The 21,705-nt window shown below is 68.0% G+C and carries 19 protein-coding genes and 3 pseudogenes; 14 read left to right on the top strand and 8 right to left on the bottom strand.

Going from position 1 to position 21,705, the window contains the following annotated elements:
• The first annotated feature begins 106 nt into the window (after positions 1 to 106).
• The 4 genes from KSF81_RS05505 to KSF81_RS05520 all read left to right on the top strand — a co-directional run bounded on the left by KSF81_RS05505 (position 107) and on the right by KSF81_RS05520 (position 3,453).
• On the top strand, positions 107 to 616 hold the full coding sequence (locus KSF81_RS05505) for a helix-turn-helix domain-containing protein (RefSeq protein ID WP_217377316.1): 510 nt from the start codon (positions 107 to 109) through the stop codon (positions 614 to 616).
• 35 nt (positions 617 to 651) lie between these two features.
• Positions 652 to 1,203: a transposase gene (locus tag KSF81_RS05510; RefSeq protein ID WP_217377317.1), complete on the top strand. Its 552-nt coding sequence runs from the start codon at positions 652 to 654 to the stop codon at positions 1,201 to 1,203.
• 56 nt (positions 1,204 to 1,259) lie between these two features.
• Positions 1,260 to 2,441, top strand: coding sequence for an FAD-dependent oxidoreductase (locus KSF81_RS05515; RefSeq protein ID WP_217378123.1), 1,182 nt, complete (start codon positions 1,260 to 1,262; stop codon positions 2,439 to 2,441).
• A gap of 130 nt (positions 2,442 to 2,571) precedes the next feature.
• Positions 2,572 to 3,453, top strand: a complete 882-nt coding sequence (locus KSF81_RS05520) for a tripartite tricarboxylate transporter substrate binding protein (protein ID WP_217378124.1) — start codon at positions 2,572 to 2,574, stop codon at positions 3,451 to 3,453.
• Between the two features lie 169 nt (positions 3,454 to 3,622).
• Here KSF81_RS05520 and KSF81_RS31900 read toward each other — a convergent pair whose 3' ends face one another.
• A complete protein-coding gene (locus KSF81_RS31900) occupies positions 3,623 to 3,853 on the bottom strand; it encodes a tetratricopeptide repeat protein (RefSeq protein WP_375293303.1) in 231 nt (76 codons plus the stop codon).
• A gap of 478 nt (positions 3,854 to 4,331) precedes the next feature.
• Between KSF81_RS31900 and KSF81_RS05530 the strand changes: the two genes are divergently transcribed.
• The 3 genes and pseudogenes from KSF81_RS05530 to KSF81_RS05540 form a co-directional block, all read left to right on the top strand.
• On the top strand, positions 4,332 to 5,486 hold the full coding sequence (locus tag KSF81_RS05530; RefSeq protein WP_217378126.1) for an IS256 family transposase: 1,155 nt from the start codon (positions 4,332 to 4,334) through the stop codon (positions 5,484 to 5,486).
• Between the two features lie 73 nt (positions 5,487 to 5,559).
• Positions 5,560 to 7,059 carry an IS21 family transposase gene (gene istA, locus KSF81_RS05535; protein WP_217381574.1) on the top strand — a complete coding sequence of 500 codons (1,500 nt, stop codon included), beginning with the start codon at positions 5,560 to 5,562 and terminating at the stop codon, positions 7,057 to 7,059.
• A 14-nt stretch (positions 7,060 to 7,073) separates the two neighbouring features.
• A pseudogene (locus KSF81_RS05540) lies at positions 7,074 to 7,202 on the top strand (ATP-binding protein); the annotation flags it as partial.
• A gap of 43 nt (positions 7,203 to 7,245) precedes the next feature.
• Here the strand turns inward: KSF81_RS05540 and KSF81_RS05545 are convergent.
• Positions 7,246 to 7,581 (bottom strand): annotated as a pseudogene (locus tag KSF81_RS05545) (transposase); the annotation flags it as partial.
• Positions 7,582 to 7,583: 2 nt separating this feature from the next.
• On the opposite strand from KSF81_RS05545, the gene KSF81_RS05550 reads away from it, so the two are divergent.
• Complete coding sequence (locus KSF81_RS05550; RefSeq protein ID WP_217378041.1) at positions 7,584 to 8,984, top strand: IS30 family transposase; 1,401 nt, start codon at positions 7,584 to 7,586, stop codon at positions 8,982 to 8,984.
• On the opposite strand, the gene KSF81_RS05555 is transcribed toward KSF81_RS05550, so the two are convergent.
• The 3 genes from KSF81_RS05555 to KSF81_RS05565 form a co-directional block, all read right to left on the bottom strand.
• Positions 8,884 to 9,567, bottom strand: coding sequence for an IS3 family transposase (locus tag KSF81_RS05555; protein WP_254453373.1), 684 nt, complete (start codon positions 9,565 to 9,567; stop codon positions 8,884 to 8,886). The genes KSF81_RS05550 and KSF81_RS05555 overlap by 101 nt on opposite strands.
• Entirely contained in the window at positions 9,564 to 9,899 is a 336-nt protein-coding gene (locus KSF81_RS05560) for a transposase (protein WP_256444243.1), read from the bottom strand. Before KSF81_RS05560 ends, KSF81_RS05555 begins: the two co-directional genes overlap by 4 nt.
• Positions 9,900 to 10,066: 167 nt before the next feature.
• Positions 10,067 to 10,501: a hypothetical protein gene (locus KSF81_RS05565; RefSeq protein WP_217378127.1), complete on the bottom strand. Its 435-nt coding sequence runs from the start codon at positions 10,499 to 10,501 to the stop codon at positions 10,067 to 10,069.
• Between the two features lie 421 nt (positions 10,502 to 10,922).
• Between KSF81_RS05565 and groES the strand changes: the two genes are divergently transcribed.
• The 5 genes from groES to KSF81_RS05590 all read left to right on the top strand — a co-directional run bounded on the left by groES (position 10,923) and on the right by KSF81_RS05590 (position 15,381).
• Positions 10,923 to 11,237, top strand: a complete 315-nt coding sequence (gene groES, locus KSF81_RS05570) for a co-chaperone GroES (RefSeq protein ID WP_217381576.1) — start codon at positions 10,923 to 10,925, stop codon at positions 11,235 to 11,237.
• A gap of 57 nt (positions 11,238 to 11,294) precedes the next feature.
• Positions 11,295 to 12,932 (top strand): chaperonin GroEL, encoded by a 1,638-nt coding sequence (gene groL / locus KSF81_RS05575; RefSeq protein ID WP_217378128.1) that lies wholly within the window; start codon positions 11,295 to 11,297, stop codon positions 12,930 to 12,932.
• A 414-nt stretch (positions 12,933 to 13,346) separates the two neighbouring features.
• Positions 13,347 to 13,601, top strand: a complete 255-nt coding sequence (locus KSF81_RS05580; protein WP_375293304.1) for a hypothetical protein — start codon at positions 13,347 to 13,349, stop codon at positions 13,599 to 13,601.
• Between the two features lie 582 nt (positions 13,602 to 14,183).
• Positions 14,184 to 14,390 carry a cold-shock protein gene (locus KSF81_RS05585; RefSeq protein WP_217378130.1) on the top strand — a complete coding sequence of 69 codons (207 nt, stop codon included), beginning with the start codon at positions 14,184 to 14,186 and terminating at the stop codon, positions 14,388 to 14,390.
• A gap of 799 nt (positions 14,391 to 15,189) precedes the next feature.
• Positions 15,190 to 15,381 carry a hypothetical protein gene (locus tag KSF81_RS05590; RefSeq protein WP_217378131.1) on the top strand — a complete coding sequence of 64 codons (192 nt, stop codon included), beginning with the start codon at positions 15,190 to 15,192 and terminating at the stop codon, positions 15,379 to 15,381.
• Positions 15,382 to 16,052: 671 nt separating this feature from the next.
• On the opposite strand, the gene KSF81_RS05595 is transcribed toward KSF81_RS05590, so the two are convergent.
• The 3 genes and pseudogenes from KSF81_RS05595 to tnpC form a co-directional block, all read right to left on the bottom strand.
• Positions 16,053 to 17,339, bottom strand: a complete 1,287-nt coding sequence (locus tag KSF81_RS05595; RefSeq protein WP_217378132.1) for a PHB depolymerase family esterase — start codon at positions 17,337 to 17,339, stop codon at positions 16,053 to 16,055.
• 141 nt (positions 17,340 to 17,480) lie between these two features.
• Positions 17,481 to 17,900, bottom strand: coding sequence for a CopG family transcriptional regulator (locus KSF81_RS05600; RefSeq protein ID WP_217378133.1), 420 nt, complete (start codon positions 17,898 to 17,900; stop codon positions 17,481 to 17,483).
• Positions 17,901 to 18,109: 209 nt separating this feature from the next.
• Positions 18,110 to 19,258, bottom strand: a pseudogene (gene tnpC, locus KSF81_RS05605) (IS66 family transposase); the annotation flags it as partial.
• A gap of 368 nt (positions 19,259 to 19,626) precedes the next feature.
• Here tnpC and KSF81_RS05610 point away from each other — a divergent pair.
• Positions 19,627 to 21,705, top strand: a complete 2,079-nt coding sequence (locus tag KSF81_RS05610; RefSeq protein ID WP_217378044.1) for a recombinase family protein — start codon at positions 19,627 to 19,629, stop codon at positions 21,703 to 21,705.

Here is a 21,705-nt window from a genome sequence, read left to right on the forward strand (position 1 = left end):
GTCGGGAATGCATCCTCGCCTCAGCCGGTGCACCTGTATCGTGACCCTGCTAAGTAGGTAGCCAAAAGTTTTCGACCAGTCTGATCTTGCTGGCACACTGGCTGGCATGCGTGGACATGCAAAGCGTGAGGTGCAGCGGTTTTTTCCGGCCGATCGGCGCCGCCTTGAGCGTGTGTTATCGGTGGCGCGCGAGGCACGGTTGTACCGCCGGGTCGAGGCGGTGCTGCTGGTCGCTGAAGGACAGCCAATCAGTGAGGTGGCCCGGCACGTGCGCGCCACACGGTTCAGTGTTCGCGGGTGGCTCGAACGCTACCTGGCGGCCCATGATGCCGCCGCCCTGGCGGACCGCCCGCGCCCCGGGCGACCGCACTCGGCCCCGCGGCTCACTCCGTGCCGCCTGGCGGCGGCCCTGGCACGCGACCCGCGCGGCTGCGGCTATCAGGCGACGAGTTGGACGGTGCCTCTGCTCAGGCAGTATCTGCACCGACGTCACGGCATCACGGTCGGCGCCCGAACGCTGCGCCGCCGCCTGCATGAGGCGAACTACCGCTGGAAGCGGCCCCGCTACGTCTACGTCGGACGGGCAGTACATCTGGCCCAGAAAAAAGGGGAATAATCCGGCGCCTGCGCGCTGGCTGGCGCGCCGGCGACGTGCTGCTGTGCTGCGACTGGACATTGCTGCGGCTGTTTCCCCCGCTGCGCGCGGCCTGGGCTCTCAAGGGCACGCAGGCCACCGTGCCGATCACCGGCGCGAACGCCAAGCGAGTGCTGTTCGGCGCGATCGACCTGCGGACCGCGCACCGGGTCGTGCTCGTCCGTCCGCGTGCCGGCGCTGCCGATGCGCAGGTCTTCTTGCGCGAGGTGCGACGCCGCTACCGCGCCGCCGGCACGATTTGGCTCCTGGCCGACCGGGCCAGCGCACACACCGCCGCGCGCACCCAGATGCTGGCCGCGGCGCTTGGCATCCGGTTCCTTTGGCTGCCCAAGCAGGCTCCGGAACTGAACGCCATGGACCAACTCTGGCGCGAACTGAAGCGGCTCATCGCCGCCAATCGGCAGGCCACCTCGGTGAATGCTCTGGCCAGCGATGCCGCAGACTGGGTGCTGGGACTGACACCCCAGCAGGCGTGCCGCAAGGCCGGGATGGCTTCAAAGCACTTCTGGCTCAGGAACCTGATAGAAGACTTTTGGCCACCTACTTAGGTTCCAAAAGTCCGGACCAATCCCTTGCGTGGTCCGACCGAACAGGGAGCGGGACGATGAGCGCTGGGCTCCGCGTAGCGGTCATCGGCGGCGGAATCGGTGGGCTGTTCACCGCCATCGCGTTGCGTGAGGCAGGGCTGCAGGTCGCGGTATACGAGCAGGCGCCGGAACTCGGCGATATCGGAGCCGGCGTTTACCTGACACCCAACAGCGTGCGCCAGCTCGAGCGAGTCGGGCTGGGTCCCGAGGTCGAGCGCTGGGGTGCCAGGGTAGGCTTCGAATCGTGCTATTTCCGGGAGGACGGCACGCCTATCGCGCCGGTGCAGGTGACCGATTCCTCTGGCTGGAACGCGACCTATGGCATGCACCGCGCCGACCTGGTAGCGATGCTCACGGCCAGGCTGCCGCCCGAGGTCGTGCATACCGGGCACCGCTGCACGGGCTTCCGTCAGGATGACGAGAGGGCCTGTCTCACCTTTGCCAACGGCGCGTCAGTTGAGGCCGAGCTGGTGGTGGCCGCGGACGGCATCCATTCCGAGCTGCGGCAATATGTGGCGCCACCGTCGTGCCCCATCTTCTCGAGCTCGGTCGCCTATCGCGGCCTGGTCCCGCATGAGCGGGTCCCGCACTGGCCGACGGATCGCTGGCAAATGTGGCTCGGCAAGGGAAAGCACTTCCTGGTCTTCCCCGTGCGTGCCGGCAGGCTCTTCAACTATGTGGGCTTCGTCCCGACGGACAAGGAGATGCAGGAATCCTGGTCGGCGCCGGGCGACCCCGACCAGCTCCGCGCGGAGTTCGCCGGCTGGGACGAGCGGATCGGCGGGCTACTTCGCGAGGTGCGGCACACCTTCCGCTGGGCGCTCTACGATCGCGAGCCGCTGCCCTCGTGGACACGTGGGCGGCTCACGCTGCTCGGCGACGCCGCGCATCCGATGCTCCCGCATCTCGGTCAGGGCGCCAACCAGTCGATCGAAGACGGTATGGCGCTCGCGACGATACTCGCACGCGCCGACCGCTACACAGCGCCCGCCAGGCTGCTCGCCTATGAGAAGCTGCGGAGCGAACGTGTGGCAGAGGTCCAGCGCGGCGCACGCCAGAACGGGCTGCGCTACGACAGCCTCTATGCCGACCTTGCCGTGCGCGATGCGGAGATCGCTGCGCATGCGGCCTTCCGGCGCTGGCTCTACGACCATGATGTCGTGCCCGAAGCGAAGGCGGCCGTCGCGGAGCTTCTGTAGTGACGGCGGGGTGGGCGAGAGGGGATCCACCATGAAGCGACGGAGCCTTGGAACGGTGGTCGCAGCGGGTGCCCTGTCACGACTGGCACCCGGCGCAGCCGAGGCGCAGCCGGCCTGGCCCAGCCAGCCGGTGAGGATCATCGTGCCCTTTCCCGCCGGCGGCACCGCTGATTTGGTGCCGCGCATCGTGGCAGAGGCGCTCCGGCCGGTCTGGCGGCAGCCGATCGTGATCGACAACCGCGCCGGCGCCGGCGGCAACATCGGCACGGCGCTGGTCGCGAATGCCGAGCCCGATGGCTACACGCTGCTTGCCTCTCCGCCGCCGCCCATCGCCATCAACCAGCATCTCTATGCCAACCTTCCCTTCGACCCGACGAAGCTAAAGGCGGTGAGCCTGCTGGCAAGCGCGCCGAATGTCGTGGACGTGTCGATCCGCTCCGGTATCACCTCGCTGGAGGAACTTATCCGGCGCGCGAAGGCGGAGCCAGGTCGGCTGAACGCGGCCAACCAGGGGCTCGGGACGACGTCGCACCTGACTGCCGTGCTGTTCGAGCACCGCGCCGGCGTCCGCTTCAATCACGTGCCCTACAGCGGCACCGCGCCGGCGCTGAATGACTTGGTCGCCGGACATGTGGACGTCTTCTTTGATAACATCGCGTTCTCGTTCCCGAACCACCTTGCAGGCACGATCCGCATCCTCGCCATCTGCGCGGAGGAGCGCGCGGCGCGGTTGCCGGATATTCCGACCGTCGCCGAAGCCGGGCTCAGCGGGGTTAATGCAATAGCCTGGTATGCGGTCATGGCGCCGCGCGACACGCCGGATGCGCTGGTCGCGCGCATCGGCGCCGATGTTGTCGCGGCGGTGCAGCGGCCTGAGGTCGAGCGGCGCTTGATGGAGCAGGCCTGCAAGCCGGTCGGCAGCCCGCCGACGGAGGCTGCCGCCTTCATCGCCGACGAAACCCGGCTCTGGGGTGAGGTGGTCCGCCGGACCGGTCTCAGGCTCGGCGGCTGACCCGATTGCGCTCGCCACCCCTCGTCGTCTGCCCTGCTGCAGCGCTGGCCCAGGGTCTGCACCACCGCCGCTCCAAAGCCAACGTTCAAACACTGAGCATCGGGTCCAAAGCCTGCTATGCAGTCGCGGGATACGGGGTGATCGAGGAAGAAGCGGAGCATCTCGCCCTTTAGGCTGCGGCGAGGCGCTGGCTCTCTCGGCTGTGCGTCACTCGCTCACTAGGAAGTCTCCGCAACACGGCCTCAGCCATGTCCTGGCGACCCAGGGCCGCCAACTCTCGGGCGAGTTCTATCCGCGCCTGCCGATCCTTGGGATTGGCTGTCGCGGCTGCCTTGAAATATCGCAAGGCCGCCAGCCTATTGCCGCTTTGCCGTGCCGTCACGCATGAACTCCGGCGCATCGGCCGCCAACAAACGATGAAGCAACGCAGTGATCCTTCGCTTCAAGGGGCGGGCTGCAAAGCGCAACCAAGCTGGATACGGCTCAAAAGGCCAGCTCCAGGTCCATTGCGCAACTTAAAGTTGGGTTATGGGCTAAATTTACTGCGGTTTTGGGGCGTCTGCCACCTTCTGATCAAAGCGCTCCCCGGCAGTGCAAGACGGTCGAGGCCGGCAAATGCCGCCAGGAAAGGGCTCTGAGGAGCAGCGGAACGGAAGATGTAGGTAAAGCTGCGACCGTTGCGCACTCCGGAGCGAGCAGGGCTCGTGTCCCGACGGTTGGTGTAGCAGCTGTGGGTAAGTGGCCTGCCGAAGCGTGCCCCAGGAGCGGAGCGCAGGCAGGCCACTTATCCACGGCGTGGCCGCCCGGGTGCGGTGGCCATCGTCGATCTCCGGCTAAGGTTCTGGTTGCGAATCGGAACCCCAAGCACGGAGACGACGATGACCGACGACAGAATGGCGCTGCTGGAGCTGATCGAGAAGCGCGCGGATGCCGACCTGGTGCGCGAGATGCTGGGCTTTGCCGCCGAAAGGCTGATGGAGGCCGAGGTGCAGGTCCGCACCGGGGCGGCGCACGGGGAGCGGGAGCCCGCCCGGCTGGTGCAGCGGAACGGGTATCGTGCGCGGGCCTGGGACACCCGGGTCGGGCGGATCGACCTGGAGATCCCGCGCCTGCGCCGGGGCAGGTACCTTCCGTCCTTTCTTGAGCCGAGGCGCACCGCTGAGAAGGCGCTGACCGCGGTCATCCAGGAAGCGTACATCCAGGGGATCTCGACCCGCGCCGTTGATGACCTGGTCAAGGCGCTGGGCGCCTCGGGCGTGTCCAAGAGCGAGGTCAGCCGCCTGGTCGAGGAGATCGATGGCCGGGTGGGGGCCTTCCTCACCCGCCCAATCGAGGGCCAATGGCCCTACCTGTGGATCGACGCCACTTACGTGAAGGCGCGCGAGGGCGGCCGCATTGTCTCGACCGCGACGATAATCGCTGTTGGCGTGAACACCGATGGCCGGCGGGAGGTGCTGGGCGTGGCCACCGGTGCTTCCGAAGCAGAGGTCTTCTGGAAGGGGTTCTTGCGCTCGCTGGCCGACCGCGGCCTGCGCGGGGTCAGGCTGGTGATCGCCGATGACCACAAGGGCCTGCGCGCCGCCGCCTCCAAGGTGTTCCACGCCAGCCTTCAGCGGTGCCGAGTGCACTGGATGAGGAGCGCATTGGCCCACGTGCCGGCCAAGCAGCGTCCCGCCGTCATCGCCATGCTGAAGACCATCTTCGCCCAGGAGACCGCGGCTGACGCCCGCAGCCAGTGGAACAGCGTCGCCGACGCGCTGCGCGAGCGGGCGCCGAAGCTGGCCGAACTGATGGATGACGCACGCGAGGATGTCCTGGCCTACACCGCCTTCCCGCGCGAGCACTGGCCACAGATTGCCAGCACGAACCCCATTGAGCGTCTCAACGGCGAGATCAAGCGCCGCACCGACGTGGTCGGCATATTTCCAAATGCCGCAGCCGTCGTCAGGCTCGTCGGCGCCCTCATGCTCGAGCAGAACGACGAGTGGCTGTGCGCGGCGGAGAGAAAGTCGGCCACTGGAGCGGCGGCATGATGCGGCTGCGGGCGGTGTAAAACCCGGCCAGTGGTAGGCGGATGCCCTGAGGGATCAGGGGATGCGCCGGGAGATGTTTGTGGTGGAGACCTACGCGGCGGTCCGGCGGTTTGTTTTCATGGAGGGTCACAGCCGGCGGGAGGCGGCCCGGGTTTTTGGGCTGAGCCGGGACACGGTTGCCAAGATGTGCCGATACTCGGCGCCGCCGGGGTATGTGCGGACCAAGCCGGCCGACAAGCCCAAGTTGGGGCCGCTGACCCCGGTGATCGAGGCGATCCTGGAGGCAGACCGGGCGGCTCCGCCCAAGCAGCAGCATACGGCCAAGCGGATCTTCGAGCGGCTGCGCGACGAGCATGGCTATGGCGGCGGCTATACGGTGGTGAAGGATCATGTGCGACGGCAGCGGGCGCGTGGCCGGGAGACTTTCGTGCCATTGGCGCACCCGCCCGGCCATGCCCAGGTGGATTTCGGTGAGGCGGTGGCGGTGATCGGCGGGGTTCGCCAGAAGGTGCATTTCTTCTGCCTGGACCTGCCACAGTCGGACGCCTGCTTCGTGAAGGCCTACCCGCGCGAGACGACCGAGGCGTTCCTCGACGGGCACGTGTCGTCCTTCGCCTTCTTCGGCGGCGTGCCGCTGTCGATCCTCTACGACAATCTCAAGATCGCGGTGGCCAGGATCTGCGGCGACGGCAAGCGCGAGCGGACGCGAGCCTTCACCGGCCTGGTCAGCCATTACCTGTTCCAGGACCGGTTTGGCCGGCCCGGCAAGGGGAACGACAAAGGCAAGGTGGAGGGGCTGGTGAAGTTTGCCCGCTCTAACTTCCTCACTCCGGTGCCGATCGCCGCTAGCTACGAGGCGCTCAACGCCATGCTGGCGGAGCGCTGCCGGCTGCGGCAGTCCGACCGGGCGGGCCGGCATGCCGAGACGATCGGCACGCGTCTGGCAGCGGATCTGGCGGCGCTGCAGCACCTGCCGGGTGTTGCCCTGGAGCCCTGCGAGACGATCAGCGCGCGGGTGTCGTCCACTGCCCTGGTCCGCTATCGCGGCAATGGCTACTCGGTGCCGACCGCGCATGGGTTCCAGACGGTGCTGGTGAAGGGCTTCGTCGACGCGGTGGTGATCCTGTGCGACGGCGCGCCGATCGCCCGCCACGCTCGCTCCTATGGCCACGGCGAGTTCGTCTACGACCCGCTGCACTACCTGGCGCTGCTCGAAACCAAGCCGGGCGCGCTCGACCAGGCGGCGGCCCTCCAGGGCTGGGCTTTGCCACCGGCCTTCCAGCACCTCCGCCAGCTGCTGGAGGCGCGTATGGGCAACCGCGGCAAGCGGGAGTTCATCCAGGTCCTGCGGCTGCTGGAGATCGCCGCCAAGGAGGTGGTGGCTGCCGCGGTGGCCGAGGCCATCCATCTCGGCGCCATCGGCTTTGACGCGGTCCGGCAGATCGTCCTGGCGCGGATCGAGCGGCGTCCGGCCAGGCTCGACCTGACCGCCTATCCCTATCTGCCGGGCACCGACGTGCGCATGACCCGGGCCGCGGACTACGCTGCGCTGCTGCAGGAGCAGGCGGCATGACCGCAGCCGATGCCATGCCGCATGGCACCAGCCAGGGGACGCCACAGGTCCTGCTGGCGCATCATCTCAAGCAGCTCCGGCTGCCGACGGTGCTGCGCGAATACGACAAGGTGGCCCGCGAATGCGCCCGCGACGGCGTTGACTGGGTTTGTCCCGCTCTGGTGGACAGTTGATGGGCTTGGTTGATTACGGGTCTGCTGTGGCGGCTTGATGCTCCTCTTTTTCGTAGGTCATGGGCGATCGGTAGCCCAGCGATGAATGGAGCCTGGCTGGGTTGTACCAGGCCTCGATGAAGCTGAAGGTTGCCATGCGCGCTTCGGCGTGGGAGGCGAAGCGGCGTCGCGCGAGCAACTCGCATTCCAGGATGGCGAAGAAGCTCTCGCACAGGGCATTGTCATAGGCGTCGCCGACGGAACCCATGGACGGCCGGATGCCGGCTTCTCTGCAGCGCTTGCCGAACGCCAGGGACGTATATTGGGTGGATTCAAGTGGTCGTCGCAACACCAAGGCGGAGGGTGGTTGCGATGGCGGGTCGGCGGCGTTCGGATCGGGCTTTGCGGGCGAAGTCTCCTTCGCCAGGCCGCCCGGGAGTAGCCCGGCGTGAGGACCAGCGGCGCTTCTGGACGTTGATTGCGGCGGGACAGTCGAGCTGGGACGCGGCGATCGGCGTGGGGGTGTCGGAGGCGGTTGGGTCCCGCTGGTTTCGGGAGGCGGGCGGGATGCCACCATCGACGCTCGGGCGGTCGTCAAAGCCGCCTTCGGGACGATACCTGTTGTTTGCGGAGCGCGAGGAGATTGCGCTGCTGCGAGCCCAGGGCTGTGGAGTGCGAGAGGTTGCCCGGCGGCTGCGACGGGCGGCATCGACGGTCTCGCGCGAGCTACGGCGCAATGCGGCCACGCGCAGCGGCAACCTGGAGTACAGGGCCACGACGGCGCAGTGGCATGCTGAGCGGGCGGCGCGGCGTCCGAAGCCGGCGAAGCTGGTGACGCACCCGGCGCTGAGGGCGTATGTGCAAGATCGGCTGGCGGGTGCCGTGGTCTCTCCAGGCGGGGCTACGGTGCCCGGACCGGCGGTGCCGTGGAAGGGCCGGCGGCATGGACCGAGGCAGCCTCGGCGCTGGGCGAGAGGATGGAGCCCGCAGCAGATCTCGCGGCGGCTGCGGCTCGACTTTCCTGGCGATGGTGCGATGCGGATCAGCCATGAGGCCATCTACCAGTCGCTCTACGTCCAGGGCCGCGGCGCGCTGCGCCGCGAGCTGACGGCCTGCCTGCGAACCGGGCGGGCGCTGCGCGTGCCGCGGGCGCGGAGCCGGGGGCGCGGCAAGTCGCATGTCGCGCCCGAGGTGCTGATCAGCCAGCGCCCGGCGGAGGCGGACGACCGGGCCGTGCCGGGGCATTGGGAGGGAGACCTCATCCTTGGCCTTGGCAGCTCAGCAATCGGCACCCTGGTGGAGCGCACGACGCGGTTCACGATGCTGCTGCACCTGCCCCGCATGCCGGGTCATGGAGAGGGAACGCGCGTCAAGAACGGCCCGGCGCTGGCCGGGCATGGGGCGGAAGCGGTGCGCGACGCCATCACCCGCATGATCACCACCCTGCCGGAGGCGCTGCGCCGGTCGCTGACCTGGGACCAGGGGGCGGAGATGAGCGAGCACGCCCGGCTGCGGATCGACACCGGCGTGCAGGTGTACTTCTGCGAGCCGCACAGCCCGTGGCAGCGTGGCACGAACGAGAACACCAACGGGCTGCTGCGGCAGTACTTCCCGAAGGGGACTGACCTGAGCGCGCACGGCGCCGATGACCTCGCGGCCGTGGCTGCGGCGCTCAATGGCAGGCCTCGCAAGACGCTCGGCTGGAGAACGCCAGCCGAAGCGCTTGACGAGGCGCTGCGATCGGCTCAGGCAGGCGTTGCGACGACCAGTTGAGCCTGGGTTGCGACCCCTGATCCGAGTGGTGAATGACGCCGCGCGGCCGGCGTTGGCCGACGGCCATGTCGAGCGCATCGAGCACCAGCTCGGTGCGGAGATGGTTGGCGGTAGCCCAGCCAACGACCTTGCGGCTCCAGACATCGAGCACGACGGCGAGGTAGAGGAAGCCGGCTGCCGTGGGAATGAACGTGATGTCTGCGACCCATAGCTGGTTGGGACCGCTGGCCGTGAAGTTGCGGTCGACCAGGTCCGGCGCCGGCCTGCTGCTGTCGTCACGGCGGGTTGTCACCGGTCCGCCGCGGCGATGGCTGGCACCGACCAGCCCGGTGCTGCGCATGAGCCGTGCAATGCGCTTGCGGCCGTGCCGGATACCGGCAGAGCGCAGGGCGGCATGCACCGTAAGCGCGGCGTAGGTCTGGCGCGAGGTCGCGTGCACGGTGCGGATCCGCCGCAGCAGCGCCGCATCCTCCTCGGCACGGGCCGACAGAGGCCGACCGAGCCAAGCGTAGTAGCCGGCGCGCGAGACGCCGAGCAGGCGGGCCATCCGGGTGATCGGGAAGGAGGCCTGGTTTGCCTTCATGAACTCGAAGACCCGGACGGGATCGTCCCGGTCTCGCGGGCAAACCAGGCCGCCGCTCGAGAGAGAATGTCGCGCTCCTGGCGCAGCTGCTTGTTCTCGCGCCTGAGCCGCGCGAGCTCCTCGCGCTCGGTGGCATTCAGGCCGGTCTCGGCGGGGGCAGGTTTCACCTCACGCCGACCCTCCTGCCGGTCGGCAGAAGCCACCCAGTTCCGAATGGCCTGGGCGGAGGGTTCGAACTCGCGGGCAAGGTCGGCCGGGTCGCGTCCGGCACGGACCAGCTCGACCATTTGGCGCCGGAACTCCGGCGCGTACGCAGGATGGGTTTTGGGCATTGGGGGACACCTCACGCGAAAGCTTCGTGGATGTCCACCGAGACGGGGCAAACCCAGGTTGACGTTGGCGCAGGTGGCTTCGGTCCGATCGCCGAGGAACTGGGCGGGAACGGGCCAGGACGCGAGCGGGCCCGCCAGCAGCAGGGTGAGCACCGCGGCCCGAGCAATCACCGGTTGGGCCCACCCACCGGCCCGGAGGGGTTCACCTCCATCCGGCTGTTGCTCAGGGCACCGGTGTTCACGTTGCTGTTCTGCGCCGTGATCTGGTCGCCGCTGGTGACGAGGGCGTAGCCGAGCAGCAGCAGGCCCAGGGCGGCGAGCCCGAAGGCTGCCCCCGGGATGCGGTTCTGGGTGAGGGTGACGTCACGCCCAACCCGCAGGGTACGGCCCGCGCCGAGCCCGCCGGCCGCGGTCACCACGGGGCCGGCCGGCTTGCCCGGGGTCTTGGGAGCACGGTCTGGGGCGGAATGGCTGGCGCTGCGGTCGAGGAAGTAGCGGACCACCATCCACAGCCCGCCGGCGGCGGTCGCCACGCCGCCCGCCAGCCAGGCGAGCGTCTCGCGGTGCTGCGCTATCCAGTCGAAGAGCGCCGAGGCCTCCATGCTTGCCCCTCGGATCGGCCCGGATCCAGGGCGAACCCTAGCTCCCCGCCGTCAAAGATGCACAGGAATATGCCGGTTGGGCGTCCCGCCGTCCGTGGGGATGCCTACAGCCCAGGGGAGCGAGGCCGTCCCCGGCATCGTAATCTGGCCGCCTCCTGCTTCGCTTCCAAGAGCGCGCGGTCCAATCCTGCCCGGGAGAGACCCTGCCTGTAGCCGCCCATAGATCCCAGCACCTCTGGCGCGATTTTCGAACAGAACGCCGCAAGCGTCTGTTCCTGCCTTGTAACCAGGTTGGCGGCCACCCACCTCTCTGGCACTCCCGAGGGCAGAGTGCCAGCCGGCCGGTCAACGGTGCCGGTCGCTGTCTGAGCGGGCAAGCAGACCAGCCGCGACGCTGGCACCAGAAAGATCCCCGCCATGAATTTGCGCCCCCCTGCACGACCGGGTCGTTGTCCGCCGGCTCGATGCCGAGGAGAAGACCAAGGGCGGCATCATCATCCCCGACACGGTGCAGGAGAAGCCGATGGAGGGTGAGGTTGTGGCCGCCGGTCCGGGTGCCCGCAACGACGCGGGCGTGGTCACGGCCCTCGACGTCAAGGCCGGTGACCGCGTGCTGTTCGGCAAGTGGTCGGGCACCGAGGTCAAGATCGACGGCGAGGATCTGCTGATCATGAAGGAGTCTGACCTCATGGGCGTGGTCGAGGGCGCCCCCGCGGTGGCCAGGAAAGCTGCCTGACACCGCCTTCCGCCGAGTCCGCCCCACCACCCCCCCCCATCAGGAGCACCAGGCATCATGGCAGCCAAAGACGTTCGTTTCGGCGAAGACGCACGCAAGCGCATGCTGCGCGGCGTCGACATCCTCTCCGATGCGGTGAAGGTAACGCTCGGGCCCAAGGGTCGCAATGTCGTCCTCGACAAGAGCTACGGCGCACCGCGGATCACCAAGGATGGCGTCACTGTCGCCAAGGAGATCGAGCTGGCCGACAAGTTCGAGAACATGGGCGCGCAGATGGTGCGTGAGGTGGCCTCGAAAACCAATGACATCGCTGGCGACGGCACCACAACGGCCATCGTGTTGGCGCAGGCGATCGTCCGTGAGGGCGGCAAGGCGGTTGCCGCCGGCATGAACCCGATGGACCTCAGGCGCGGCGTGGACCTCGCCGTGGCCGCCTTGGTCGGTGAACTCGCCGCGCGCACCCGAAAGATCACCACCGAGGCGGAGACGGCGCAGGTCGGTACGATCTCCGCCAACGGCGAACGCGAGATCGGCGAGATGATCGCGCGGGCCATGCAGAAGGTCGGCAACGAGGGTGTCATCACGATCGAGGAAGCGAAGGGCATCGAGACCGAGCTCGATGTGGTCGACGGGATGCAGTTCGACCGTGGCTATCTCTCTCCGTACTTCATCACCAACGCGGAGAAGATGATCGTCAACCTGGACAATCCCTACATCCTGATCCACGAGAAGAAGCTCTCGGGCCTGCAGGTGCTGCTGCCGCTGCTCGAGGCGGTGGTGCAGTCAGGCCGCCCGTTGCTGATCATCGCGGAGGACATTGAGGGCGAGGCGCTGGCCACCCTGGTGGTCAACAAGCTCCGTGGCGGCCTGAAGGTCGCGGCCGTGAAGGCGCCGGGCTTCGGTGATCGCCGCAAAGCGATGCTCGAGGATATCGCGGCTCTCACGGGCGGTCAGGTGATCTCCGAGGACCTCGGCATCAAGCTCGAGAACGTGACATTGGCCCAGCTCGGCTCCGCGAAGAATGTACGGATCGAGAAGGAGGCGACCACCATCGTCGATGGTGCCGGCTCCAAGGACACCATCAAGGGCCGTGTCGAGCAGATCCGGGCACAGATCGAGGACACCACCTCGGATTACGATCGCGAGAAGCTGCAGGAGCGGCTGGCGAAGCTGGCCGGCGGCGTGGCGGTGATCCGCGTCGGCGGCTCCACCGAGGTCGAGGTGAAGGAGCGCAAGGACCGCGTCGATGACGCCCTGCACGCGACCCGCGCCGCGGTCGAAGAAGGCATTGTGCCGGGCGGCGGCGTCGCACTCGCGCGCGCCGGCCTGGTCCTGGCCAAGTTGCACCCAGCCAACCGCGACCAGGGCTTCGGCATCGAGATCGTGCGGCGGGCTGTCCAAGCCCCACTACGGCAGATCGCTGAAAACGCGGGCGAGGACGGGGCGGTAATCTCCGGCAAGGTGCTGGAGAATACCGACTACGACTGGGGCTTCGACGCGCAGACCGGCGAGCACAAGGACCTGGTGGCGGCCGGCATCATCGACCCGACCAAGGTCGTGCGAGCTGCGCTGCAGCACGCGGCCTCGGTTGCCGGGCTGCTGATCACCACCGAGGCAATGGTCGGCGAGCACGTTGAGAGGCAGGGCCGGAATGGCGGATCGTCGGGCGACAGCATGGGCGAGTCGGATTACTAGCCCAGATAAGGCATGAAGGTTGGCGGGCGTGGCGATGAGGCCATGCCGACTTGGTCACCTCGCCCGCCACCAATGCGTGTCTGGCGCCAATGTCGTCTGATCAATTCCCAGGCCGGCACGCGTGACGGATCCACGCCGCACCCCTGAGGATCCAAGGGTGGAAAGCCAGAGCGTCTGGGGAGACGCCGCACGGTGGGGCGGATCGTTGGTAGTGTTAAGGACGGCGGCGAACCTGCTTGGAGCGCACCAGGTGGGCCGCGATATAGGCGACCGACACCGGCTGTGCCGCGGCGTGCGCGGCTGGGCGCGGGCCGGGGCCACCGACGCACCATGCAGAGGCATCGTGGGATCCGCCACTTCGCCGGCCCCGGCGCAATGCTGTGTTGATTTAGCCCATATTGAGGGAGGTTAGCCGTGTTGAACCGGACGCGCCGCGAGGACATGATCTTCAGGCGCTCTTTCCTACTGAAGGGGTGGGCAGAGCCACAGCCCGCTGGGACCTATGCCGTGGAAACCGAAGAGGAACTCATCGAAGGCCTCTCCTTCCCGGCCTATCGGCGGGTCTCGACCACGATCACGCTTCAGACGACCCGCACCGGCGCTGTCGTCCAGGCAATACCTGTCGACCCGCGAGAGCTGGCCAAGGCTCTGGCGGCCGACAGCGGCTGAACGCCGCCGTATTGGTTAGGGCTACACCCTGCTGAGGCTACAATAGACTTTGTTGGATTTGCCGTCTCACTGCCAAAGGTAGTCGGCGGTGCGATCGAGCTAGCCGCGATTACCAAACACGAGAGCTTCCGCTGGGTGCAGAGGAAGACCTTTTACCCCGGCGATCTCAGCCAGGGCATCTGAGCTTCGCGTTTGAGAACCAGCCATGCGCGCTGGGTCGGAAGCCGACCGGTTCAGTCAGGGCGAGAAGGCCGGTTAGAGTACGCCACTCGAGCCTCCCAAATCGGCAATGCCGAACGCTCCCCGTAGCGGGCTGGCCGTGGCTGGAGAAGTGCTTGGCCGCGGCCTTGATGGTCCGCGCACGTCAGGTGACGGAATAAGGGCGTAGCGGCCTTACAATCAGCGCGTTGGGGATTGCGACGGGTGCCTTGGTGCCCCATATGGGTCCGGTCAAACTCGTTTGGTTCGGCCTGCTCTCCCTGCTCATGATTGAGCGCCGAGCCTGGTTTCCGTTTCCCCTCGAAGCTTGATCCGCCGCGCGATCCCGCGCCGGCGGCATTTTGTCATGAACGGAACACCATCATGGCCATCGGCACCGTAAAGTGGTTCAACGCGACCAAGGGCTACGGCTTCATTCAGCCCGACGACGGCTCCAAGGATGTCTTCCTCCACATCTCCGACGTCGAGCGCGCCGGGATCGGCAACCCGCAGGAAGGCCAGAAGCTGCAATACGACCTGCAGCAGGGCCAGCAGGGCAAGAGCTCGGCCGGCAATCTGAAGCTGGCCTGACCGCCAGGGAGGAGCGGCCGCTTCAGCGACCGCTCCTCCTGCCGCCTCGCCTTCCCGGATCGGGAGGAGGCGGAGGTTGCGATCGGCATGCCGGTGGCCGCGCTATCCGCGTCCGGCCACGCATCGCACAAACATCGCTGCGTTGACTGAAACTATGACCTCGCAGGTCGGCGTCCAAACCGACGTCGCCGCGAAAGGAAGTATGTCCGTGACACCCGTTCGGGCTCGGGGCGAGTCCCACTCAACCAATGCGGCCACTGCGGCTGAGCCAGTCGTTGCCGCTCCCCGGGAACCCGAGCAAGCGGGCCTGACGCGGGAAGAACTCCGCCGGATTATTCTCGACCTTATCGGCTGACCTCGGGGCGACACGGCGCGCGGGCCGCCCAATCACCCTGTATCGGCGCCGTCGCCGAAACCGCCCCGCGAGGAACCGCCATGCCGCTTCACAGCTTCACAGTCGGGCAAAGCATCGAGTTCGTGCCCGCCAGGTTCGATGGCACCGCCCAGCCTGGAATCTACACGGTCGTTCGCCAGCTGCCCAACGACTCCAGTGACCGCGAGTACCGGGTGAGGAACGTCCGTGACGGCCACGAGCGTGTGGTGCGGGAGAGCCAGATCCGACGCGGGCCAGCCACGCCACTGGGCTGAGGGCAGTCTCGGGCCGGCTGCGGTCCGATGTTTCGCTGACCAGGGCGCTGACCGTTGGGCAGTGTGCCCAAAGGGCTGCCGGCGGGCGCTCGACCGGGGGTCTTCGCACTGGGCCCCGTTTTGAGCGGCGCCCTAATCACAGGGGTATTCCGTGGTACAAAGCAGGACGAAGGCGGAGAGCGCGGACCCGACCGCCGCCATCAAGGTCGAGGAGGAGGTCGCCTACCTCGCGAAGCGGCACCGCGTATCTCCCGCCATCGTCCGGGAGATCATCCGCCGGGCCGGTTCGGCCGAGCGCGCAGCGATCGAGCGTGAGATCCAGAAGGGCAGGGCGCGACGCTGAGGGCCGGGCATTCACGTCTGGCGAAGGGCACGGATGCGTGGAGGTCACGCTTGCCCGCTCATCACTGCGCGGCCTGAGGAGCGGCGGCGCTGGTTGCCATGGCCTGCTACCCGGATCCGATGCCCGCGCCACCAACAAGGAACAGGCAGTTCGGTGGCGTGACCAATCGCTGACGGCCGTACCGAATGCCCGTCAGCCGGCGGCTGCGGCGAGGTGGAGGACCACCACGTAGTGGCACGTAGCAGCGGCGATTACGAATGCGTGCCAGAGGGCATTGTGGTAGGGCATGCGGGCCACGATCACAGAGCCTAGCGGCTCTTTCGTGGCAAGCCTCAAAGGTCTGCTCGCCCTCGCTGCCGTAGGCACCTTCGGTAGCGGCGCCGACCCAGTAGATGCCCCCGGCCTCCACCAGCCGCTGGCCGGCCCAGGGGAGGAAGAGGCCGGCGATGCCCGGTCGTTCCGGCGTGGCAGGAGCGAAGCCCTGGTCGATCAACTGGGCTCGCACCTGCGCCAGGCGCTCGAAGGTCGGGCGGGTCATGAGGGTCGGCATACGGTTGGGCCCCGGCGTTTGGTGTTGGTCCCGTGAGTATCGGTTGGTCACTCAGCTCCGGTCCAGCGTCTGCGCCGCATTGGAGCCGACGCCCCTAGCTGAGCGTCGGCTCCGCAGCCCGCTATGCGGTGGCGGGATGCGGGTGGTCGAGGAAGAAGCGGAGCATCTCGCGCGAGGCGTCGGGTCCGCGAGGATCGGTGTAGGAGCCGGCCGGGCTGCCGCCGGACCAGGCATGGCCGCCGCCATGGATGACCCACTGCTCGAGCATCGGCTGGCCACTGGCATCGGTGTGCAGGGTGCGGCTGTAGGCATGCCCGCCGGGCACCTGGCCACGCTCCGTCCTGGCCTGCAGGCCGATGGCTGCCGCCGCCCTCGCCTGGGCGATGACCTGGTCGCCGTTACGGGGGCTCACCGTACCGTCCTGGTCCGCGTGGAACACGATGGTCGGGACAACCCGCCGGCCCCCTTCGGCCGACTGGTATGGTGCCGCAGAACCCTGCCGCATGGCGGCAAAGGCGGAGGGGATGTCGCGGGCGGCTCCGCAGGCTAGCCCGGAATGCACCCCGACCGCGGCGTAGAGATCGGGATAGGTCACCCCCATGATGGCGGCCGCTGCCCCGCCAGCGGAGAGCCCGGCGACATAGACGCGTCGCGGATCAACCGCATGGTCGCGCATGATCTGGCGGGTGATGCCGGCGATCAACGAGGGCTCGCCCTGATCGCGCTGTTGGTCGCCTGGGCTGAACCAATTCCAGCACTTCTGGGCATTGGCCGAGCTCGGCTGCCCCGGATAGACCACCAGGCAGGCGTGCTCCTCCGACAGCGTGTTCATGCGGGTGCCCGCGGCGAAGTCATCCGGTGACTGGGTGCAGCCATGCAGCATGACCAGCAGCGGCACTGGTTCGCCGCGGTAGGTGCTGGGGATGTAGAGCTTGTGGCCGCGGGTCCCGGCGTCGCTGCTGAAGGACCCGGTGACAAACTGGGCCCCGTCCGGCAGCGGATCGGGAGCCTGCGCCGGAGCACGCATGCCCAGCCCGCCCGGTCCCGGCTGCAGGCCGCCGCCGCTGTTGAGCTGCCCAAGGAAGCCGCGCAGCGCCTCCGGCATCTGCGGCAGGGTTGGCCCTGCAGGCCCGTTGGTCGGCCGCAGCCTGGCTGCGAAGCCGCGCGCCGCCCTGGCAGGTGAGGCTGGCCCAGGATCCGTCGTCTTACCCGTCTCGGGGTCCACATCGAGGATACGCGGGCGGCGCCCGGCAGAAGGGGCGGCAGTGCCGTGCGGGGTGCCGGACGCAGCATCCGGGACACCCTGGTTGTGGAACAGGCGCTGCAGCAGCGCGCTGGCCTCAGTGAGCCGGCCTTCGCGGGTGAGGCGGGTCGCCTCGAGCATGTCAGGGGGCAGCATGGCGTTCATGTCAGGTGCTTTCTGTGCGCAGGCGCAGGTCAGGCCTCCTCGCAAGGAGGCTCGATCCGCATCCCGCTTGGGGTGTCGGTAAGGGAAGCAGGTGAAAGCGGCGGCCCTGCCGAAGGGGTGCTTCGGCTGGTTTGGGGATGGTCAGCGACTTCGGTCGGCGAGGGCGGCCTTCACCGCCGGGCTGGCCTGTAGCGCCCCGAGCACGGAGACTGAGGCGATCGTGGCGCGGGCGAGCTCGGGCGAGACATCCCCGGCGATGCTGGCGAGGCCCAGCACCCGGATCTCGAGCATCTGGCCGGCAGCCCGGGCCGCCTCCAGGTCCTGGCGGCTGTAGTGCCGGAGGCCAAGGTCGAGGCTCCTTCGGGCCACGGACTGCTTGGCCGCCTCGGCATGCCGCTCGATCTGGTTGCGGATGGCGGTGCGGATGAAGTCGGTACGGTTCGAGTAGAAGCCATCCTGGACCAGCAGGTCGATATGGCCGAGATCGACGTAGCCGAGGTTGATGGTGATCTTCTCGGTGTCGCCGGCCTTGGGCCGCAGTTGATGCACGTTGTCAGCCATTGGCACCATCCCCCCACCATCCAGTGGGATGGTAAGTGGCGCCTGGCTCCATGCTTTCAAGGAGGAGCCTGGCGGTCCAGGAGGCCGAGGTGCCGGTCCCTCATGCCATCACCCGACGGCTGATCGACCGCTCGGACCTGCTGGACAGTAAGCGGCGGCTACGGACCCTTGGCGCCCTCAGCTGAGGAGGGCGGCTCCTGCGAGTCGGCCTAGCACCAGGGCATCAGCTCGTCGATACGGTCGTTGGGCCAGCCATTGACCAGGCGGGTAAGCAGGTCGGTGAAGTAGCGCTGCGGGTCGACGCCATTCAGTTTGCATGTCTCGACGAGCGAGGCTGCCGCGCACCACCGCGTTCCGCCGTCATCGCCGGACGCAAAGAGTGAGTTCTTTCTGCTCAGGCACACGGGCCGGATGGCGCGCTCGACCACATTGGTGTCGAGCTCGATCCTGCCATCGTCGAGGAACTGGATCAGGCCCTCGCGGTGGTTCAGCGGATAGCGGATCGCCTTGGCGGTCGGGCTGCCGCCGGGCAGGCGCGCGAGCTGGTCCTCGAACCAGGCGAACAGCGCATCGACCAGTGGCTTGGTCTTTGCCCGGCGGACGGCCTGCCGGGTCTCCGGCGGCTTGCCGCGGATTTCGGCCTCGATGGCGTAGAGCGCGGCGATGCGCTGCAGCGTCTCGGTGGCGATCGGCGCGGTGTTGCCCTTGGCCAGCTCGATGAACCCCCTTCGTACATGCGACCAGCAGAACGCGAGGGTGATGCCCTCCTTGGCCGCGGCCAGCGTCTTGTAGGCGGCGTAGCCATCGCATTGCAGGATGCCCTGGTAATCGGCCAGCAGCGCCTTCGGATGCTTGGCGCCGCGGCCTGGCGCGTAGTGGAACACGACAGCCGGTGGATCGGTGCCGCCCCAGGGCCGGTCATCGCGGGCGATTGCCCAGGCATAGCCCTTCTTCGTCTGACCGCGCCCCGGGTCGAGCACCGGCATCGTGGTCTCGTCCGCAAACAGGCGTGGCGAGGTCTGCAGGAGCTCGTGCATACGTCGCGCCACGGGCGCGATCTCGCGGGCTGCCGTGCCGAGCCAGTCGGCAAGCACCGCGCGGCCGATCTCGATCCCCTGGCGCGCCAGGATCTGCGCCTGCCGATACAGGGGCAGGTGATCCGCGTAGCGGGAGACCAGCACATGCGCGACCGTTGCCTCGGTCGGCATGCCCCCCTCAATCAGGCGGGCCGGCGCGGGCTCCTGCATGACCACGCCGGGGCAGGCGCGACACGCCAGCTTCGGCCGCTTCGTCACGACGACGCGGAACTGGGCGGGGATCACGTCCAGCGACAACATCTCTTGATGCCCCTGCCGATGCGGTGGGCGCTGCGGAGGCGGAGGACGTTTCGGTGCGCGTCACCGACCCGCGTCATCCGCTGTTCGGCAAGGAGTTACCGCTGGTTTCCATGACCGGCTCGCGCCTCACCCGTGGCCACGTTTACGTGAGGCACGGTGGCAAAGCGCTGCTGATGATCCCGATCTCCAGCACGAGTCTCCGCGTCGCTGCTGATGCGCCGCGGAGCAAGCTCACGGGCGACGCCGTGGCCTCTCTCCTTGCCCGCGTCCGAGAGATCAGGGAGGCGCTGGCATGCGCATCCGTCCCGGAGAAGTCTGGTCCCGCCTGTCGGACGCCCGACGCGAGTACGCCCTTGCCGCGCTCGCATCGGCGCTGCGGGAGATGAGTGATGCACTCCGATCTGATCACGCCGGCGCACCTGTCACGGCGCGCCCTGATCTATGTCCGCCAATCCACGCCGCACCAGGTGCTGAGCAACGGGGAGAGCCTACGCCTGCAGTACGCGCTGCGCCAACGCGCCGTTGATCTCGGTTGGCGCGAGGCGGATGTCGAGGTGATCGACCAGGACATAGGCGAGAGCGGCACGACCGCGGCCAACCGCTCGGGTTTCAAGGAATTGCTCGCCCGCGTAGGCCTGGGCGAGGTCGGCATCGTGCTCTCCTACGAGGTCACCCGACTGACCCGGAACTGCTCCGATTGGTACCCCCTGCTCGATCTGTGCGGGTACCGCCGTTGCCTCATCGCCGACAGGGACGGGGTCTACGATCCCTCCACCGGCAATGGCCGATTGCTGCTTGGCCTCAAGGGCACGATCTCTGAGGTGGAGATGCACACGCTTCGTGGCCGGCTCACCGCTGGGCTGCTCGCCAAAGCCGGCCGTGGCGACCTGGCGCTGCCGCTGCCGGTCGGCCTCGAACGCGACCCCACGGGGGTGGTCGTCATCACGCCCGACCGCGAGGTGGCGGATCGCATCCGGCTGGTATTCTCCACTTTCCTCGATCGCCGGTCGGCCCAGGCGGTACTTCGGGTGCTGCTGGCCCGCCAACTCGCCCTGCCCAGGCGCGAGGGGCCCCAGGGTGGCCTCTGCTGGCGCGCACCGACCAAGCATGCGATCTGCAGTATCTTGCGGCAGCCGGCCTACGCGGGCGCGTTCGTCTACGGGCGTACAGCTGCGGTGCGCCCGCCCGACGGCGGTCGCGCCAAGGCCCGCACGCGCCCGCGAGCCGAATGGCGCGTCGTCGTCCGGGATCGATTTCCTGCCTACATTAGCTGGGAGACGCACGAGGCGATCGTGGCCACGCTGCAAGATAATTACGCTGACTACTGTCGCAAGGGGACGCGGGGCGTGCCGCGCGACGGTGCAGCCCTCCTGCACGGCCTCGTCCACTGCGGGATCTGCGGCCGCAAGATGACCGTGCAGTACCACAACCGGGCGCGCTACATCTGCCGTAGTCTCGAGAACGACCAGGGCCTGCCGCGCTGCCAGAACGTACTCGTGGCGCCGGTGGATGCGCTGGTGGCTTCGGCGTTCCTCGAGGCCGTGGCGCCGGCCGAGGTGGACGCATTCGAACGGGCGGAGGCGACGCGGCGCGAGAACGAGGCCGCGCTCAGGCGCGCAGCCGCGCAGCAGATCGAACGGCTCCGTTACCGCGCGCTCCTGGCGGAACGCCAGTTCGACAAGGTGGATCCGGACAATCGCCTCGTCGCCTCGGAGTTGGAGCGTCGCTGGGAGGCCGCCCTCAGCGAGTTGCGCGCAGCTGAGGCAGCACTGGCGGCCCATGATCGGATGGACCTCGAATCCCAGGGCGCTAAGGTCTCGGCCAGCGCTGCGTCGTCCACGCTGCGAATGCAGTTGCTGGAAATCCAGCAGAGCCTTCCGCCACTCTGGGCAGACCCTGGCCTCGCGCCTGCGCAGCGCAAGGCGCTGCTGCGGTGCCTCATCGAGAAAGTCGTCCTGGAGCGCACGGCAGCAGACCGGGTGAATGTCCGGATCGTCTGGAGTGGCGGCGACTGGAGCGACCTGGTTGCCGACACCGGCGGGCATGCCCTGCGCGAACTGTCCGGCATCGCCGAGATCGAGAGGTGCGTAGCGACGATGGCGAGGTCCGGAGCCGCTGACGCCGAAATCGCCGCGACTCTCAATGAGCGCGGCTACCGCCTGGCCCACGGTCGACCTGTCCTGGTGAACACGGTCCGCAAGCTGCGTCTCGCCCAGGGCATCCGATACCGGCCGGAACTGCGCCGCCGGGTAGAGGGGGCGCTGACAATACCGCAGCTTGCCGAAGCGGTCGGCGTTTCGGAGGCATGGATCCACCACCGGATCCGCACGGGGCGAATCACCGTCACTCGCGGATCGAAGTACCAACTCCATCTGTTCCCCGACGAACCCGCGACCATCGATGCGCTCCGGCAGCTTATTCGGGGAGAACTTCGCCACATTAATCTCTCGACCTACCCACGAGATTGA

The organism is Siccirubricoccus sp. G192, from assembly GCF_019084075.1.
In the GTDB taxonomy this organism is placed as follows: Bacteria; Pseudomonadota; Alphaproteobacteria; order Acetobacterales; family Acetobacteraceae; genus G192.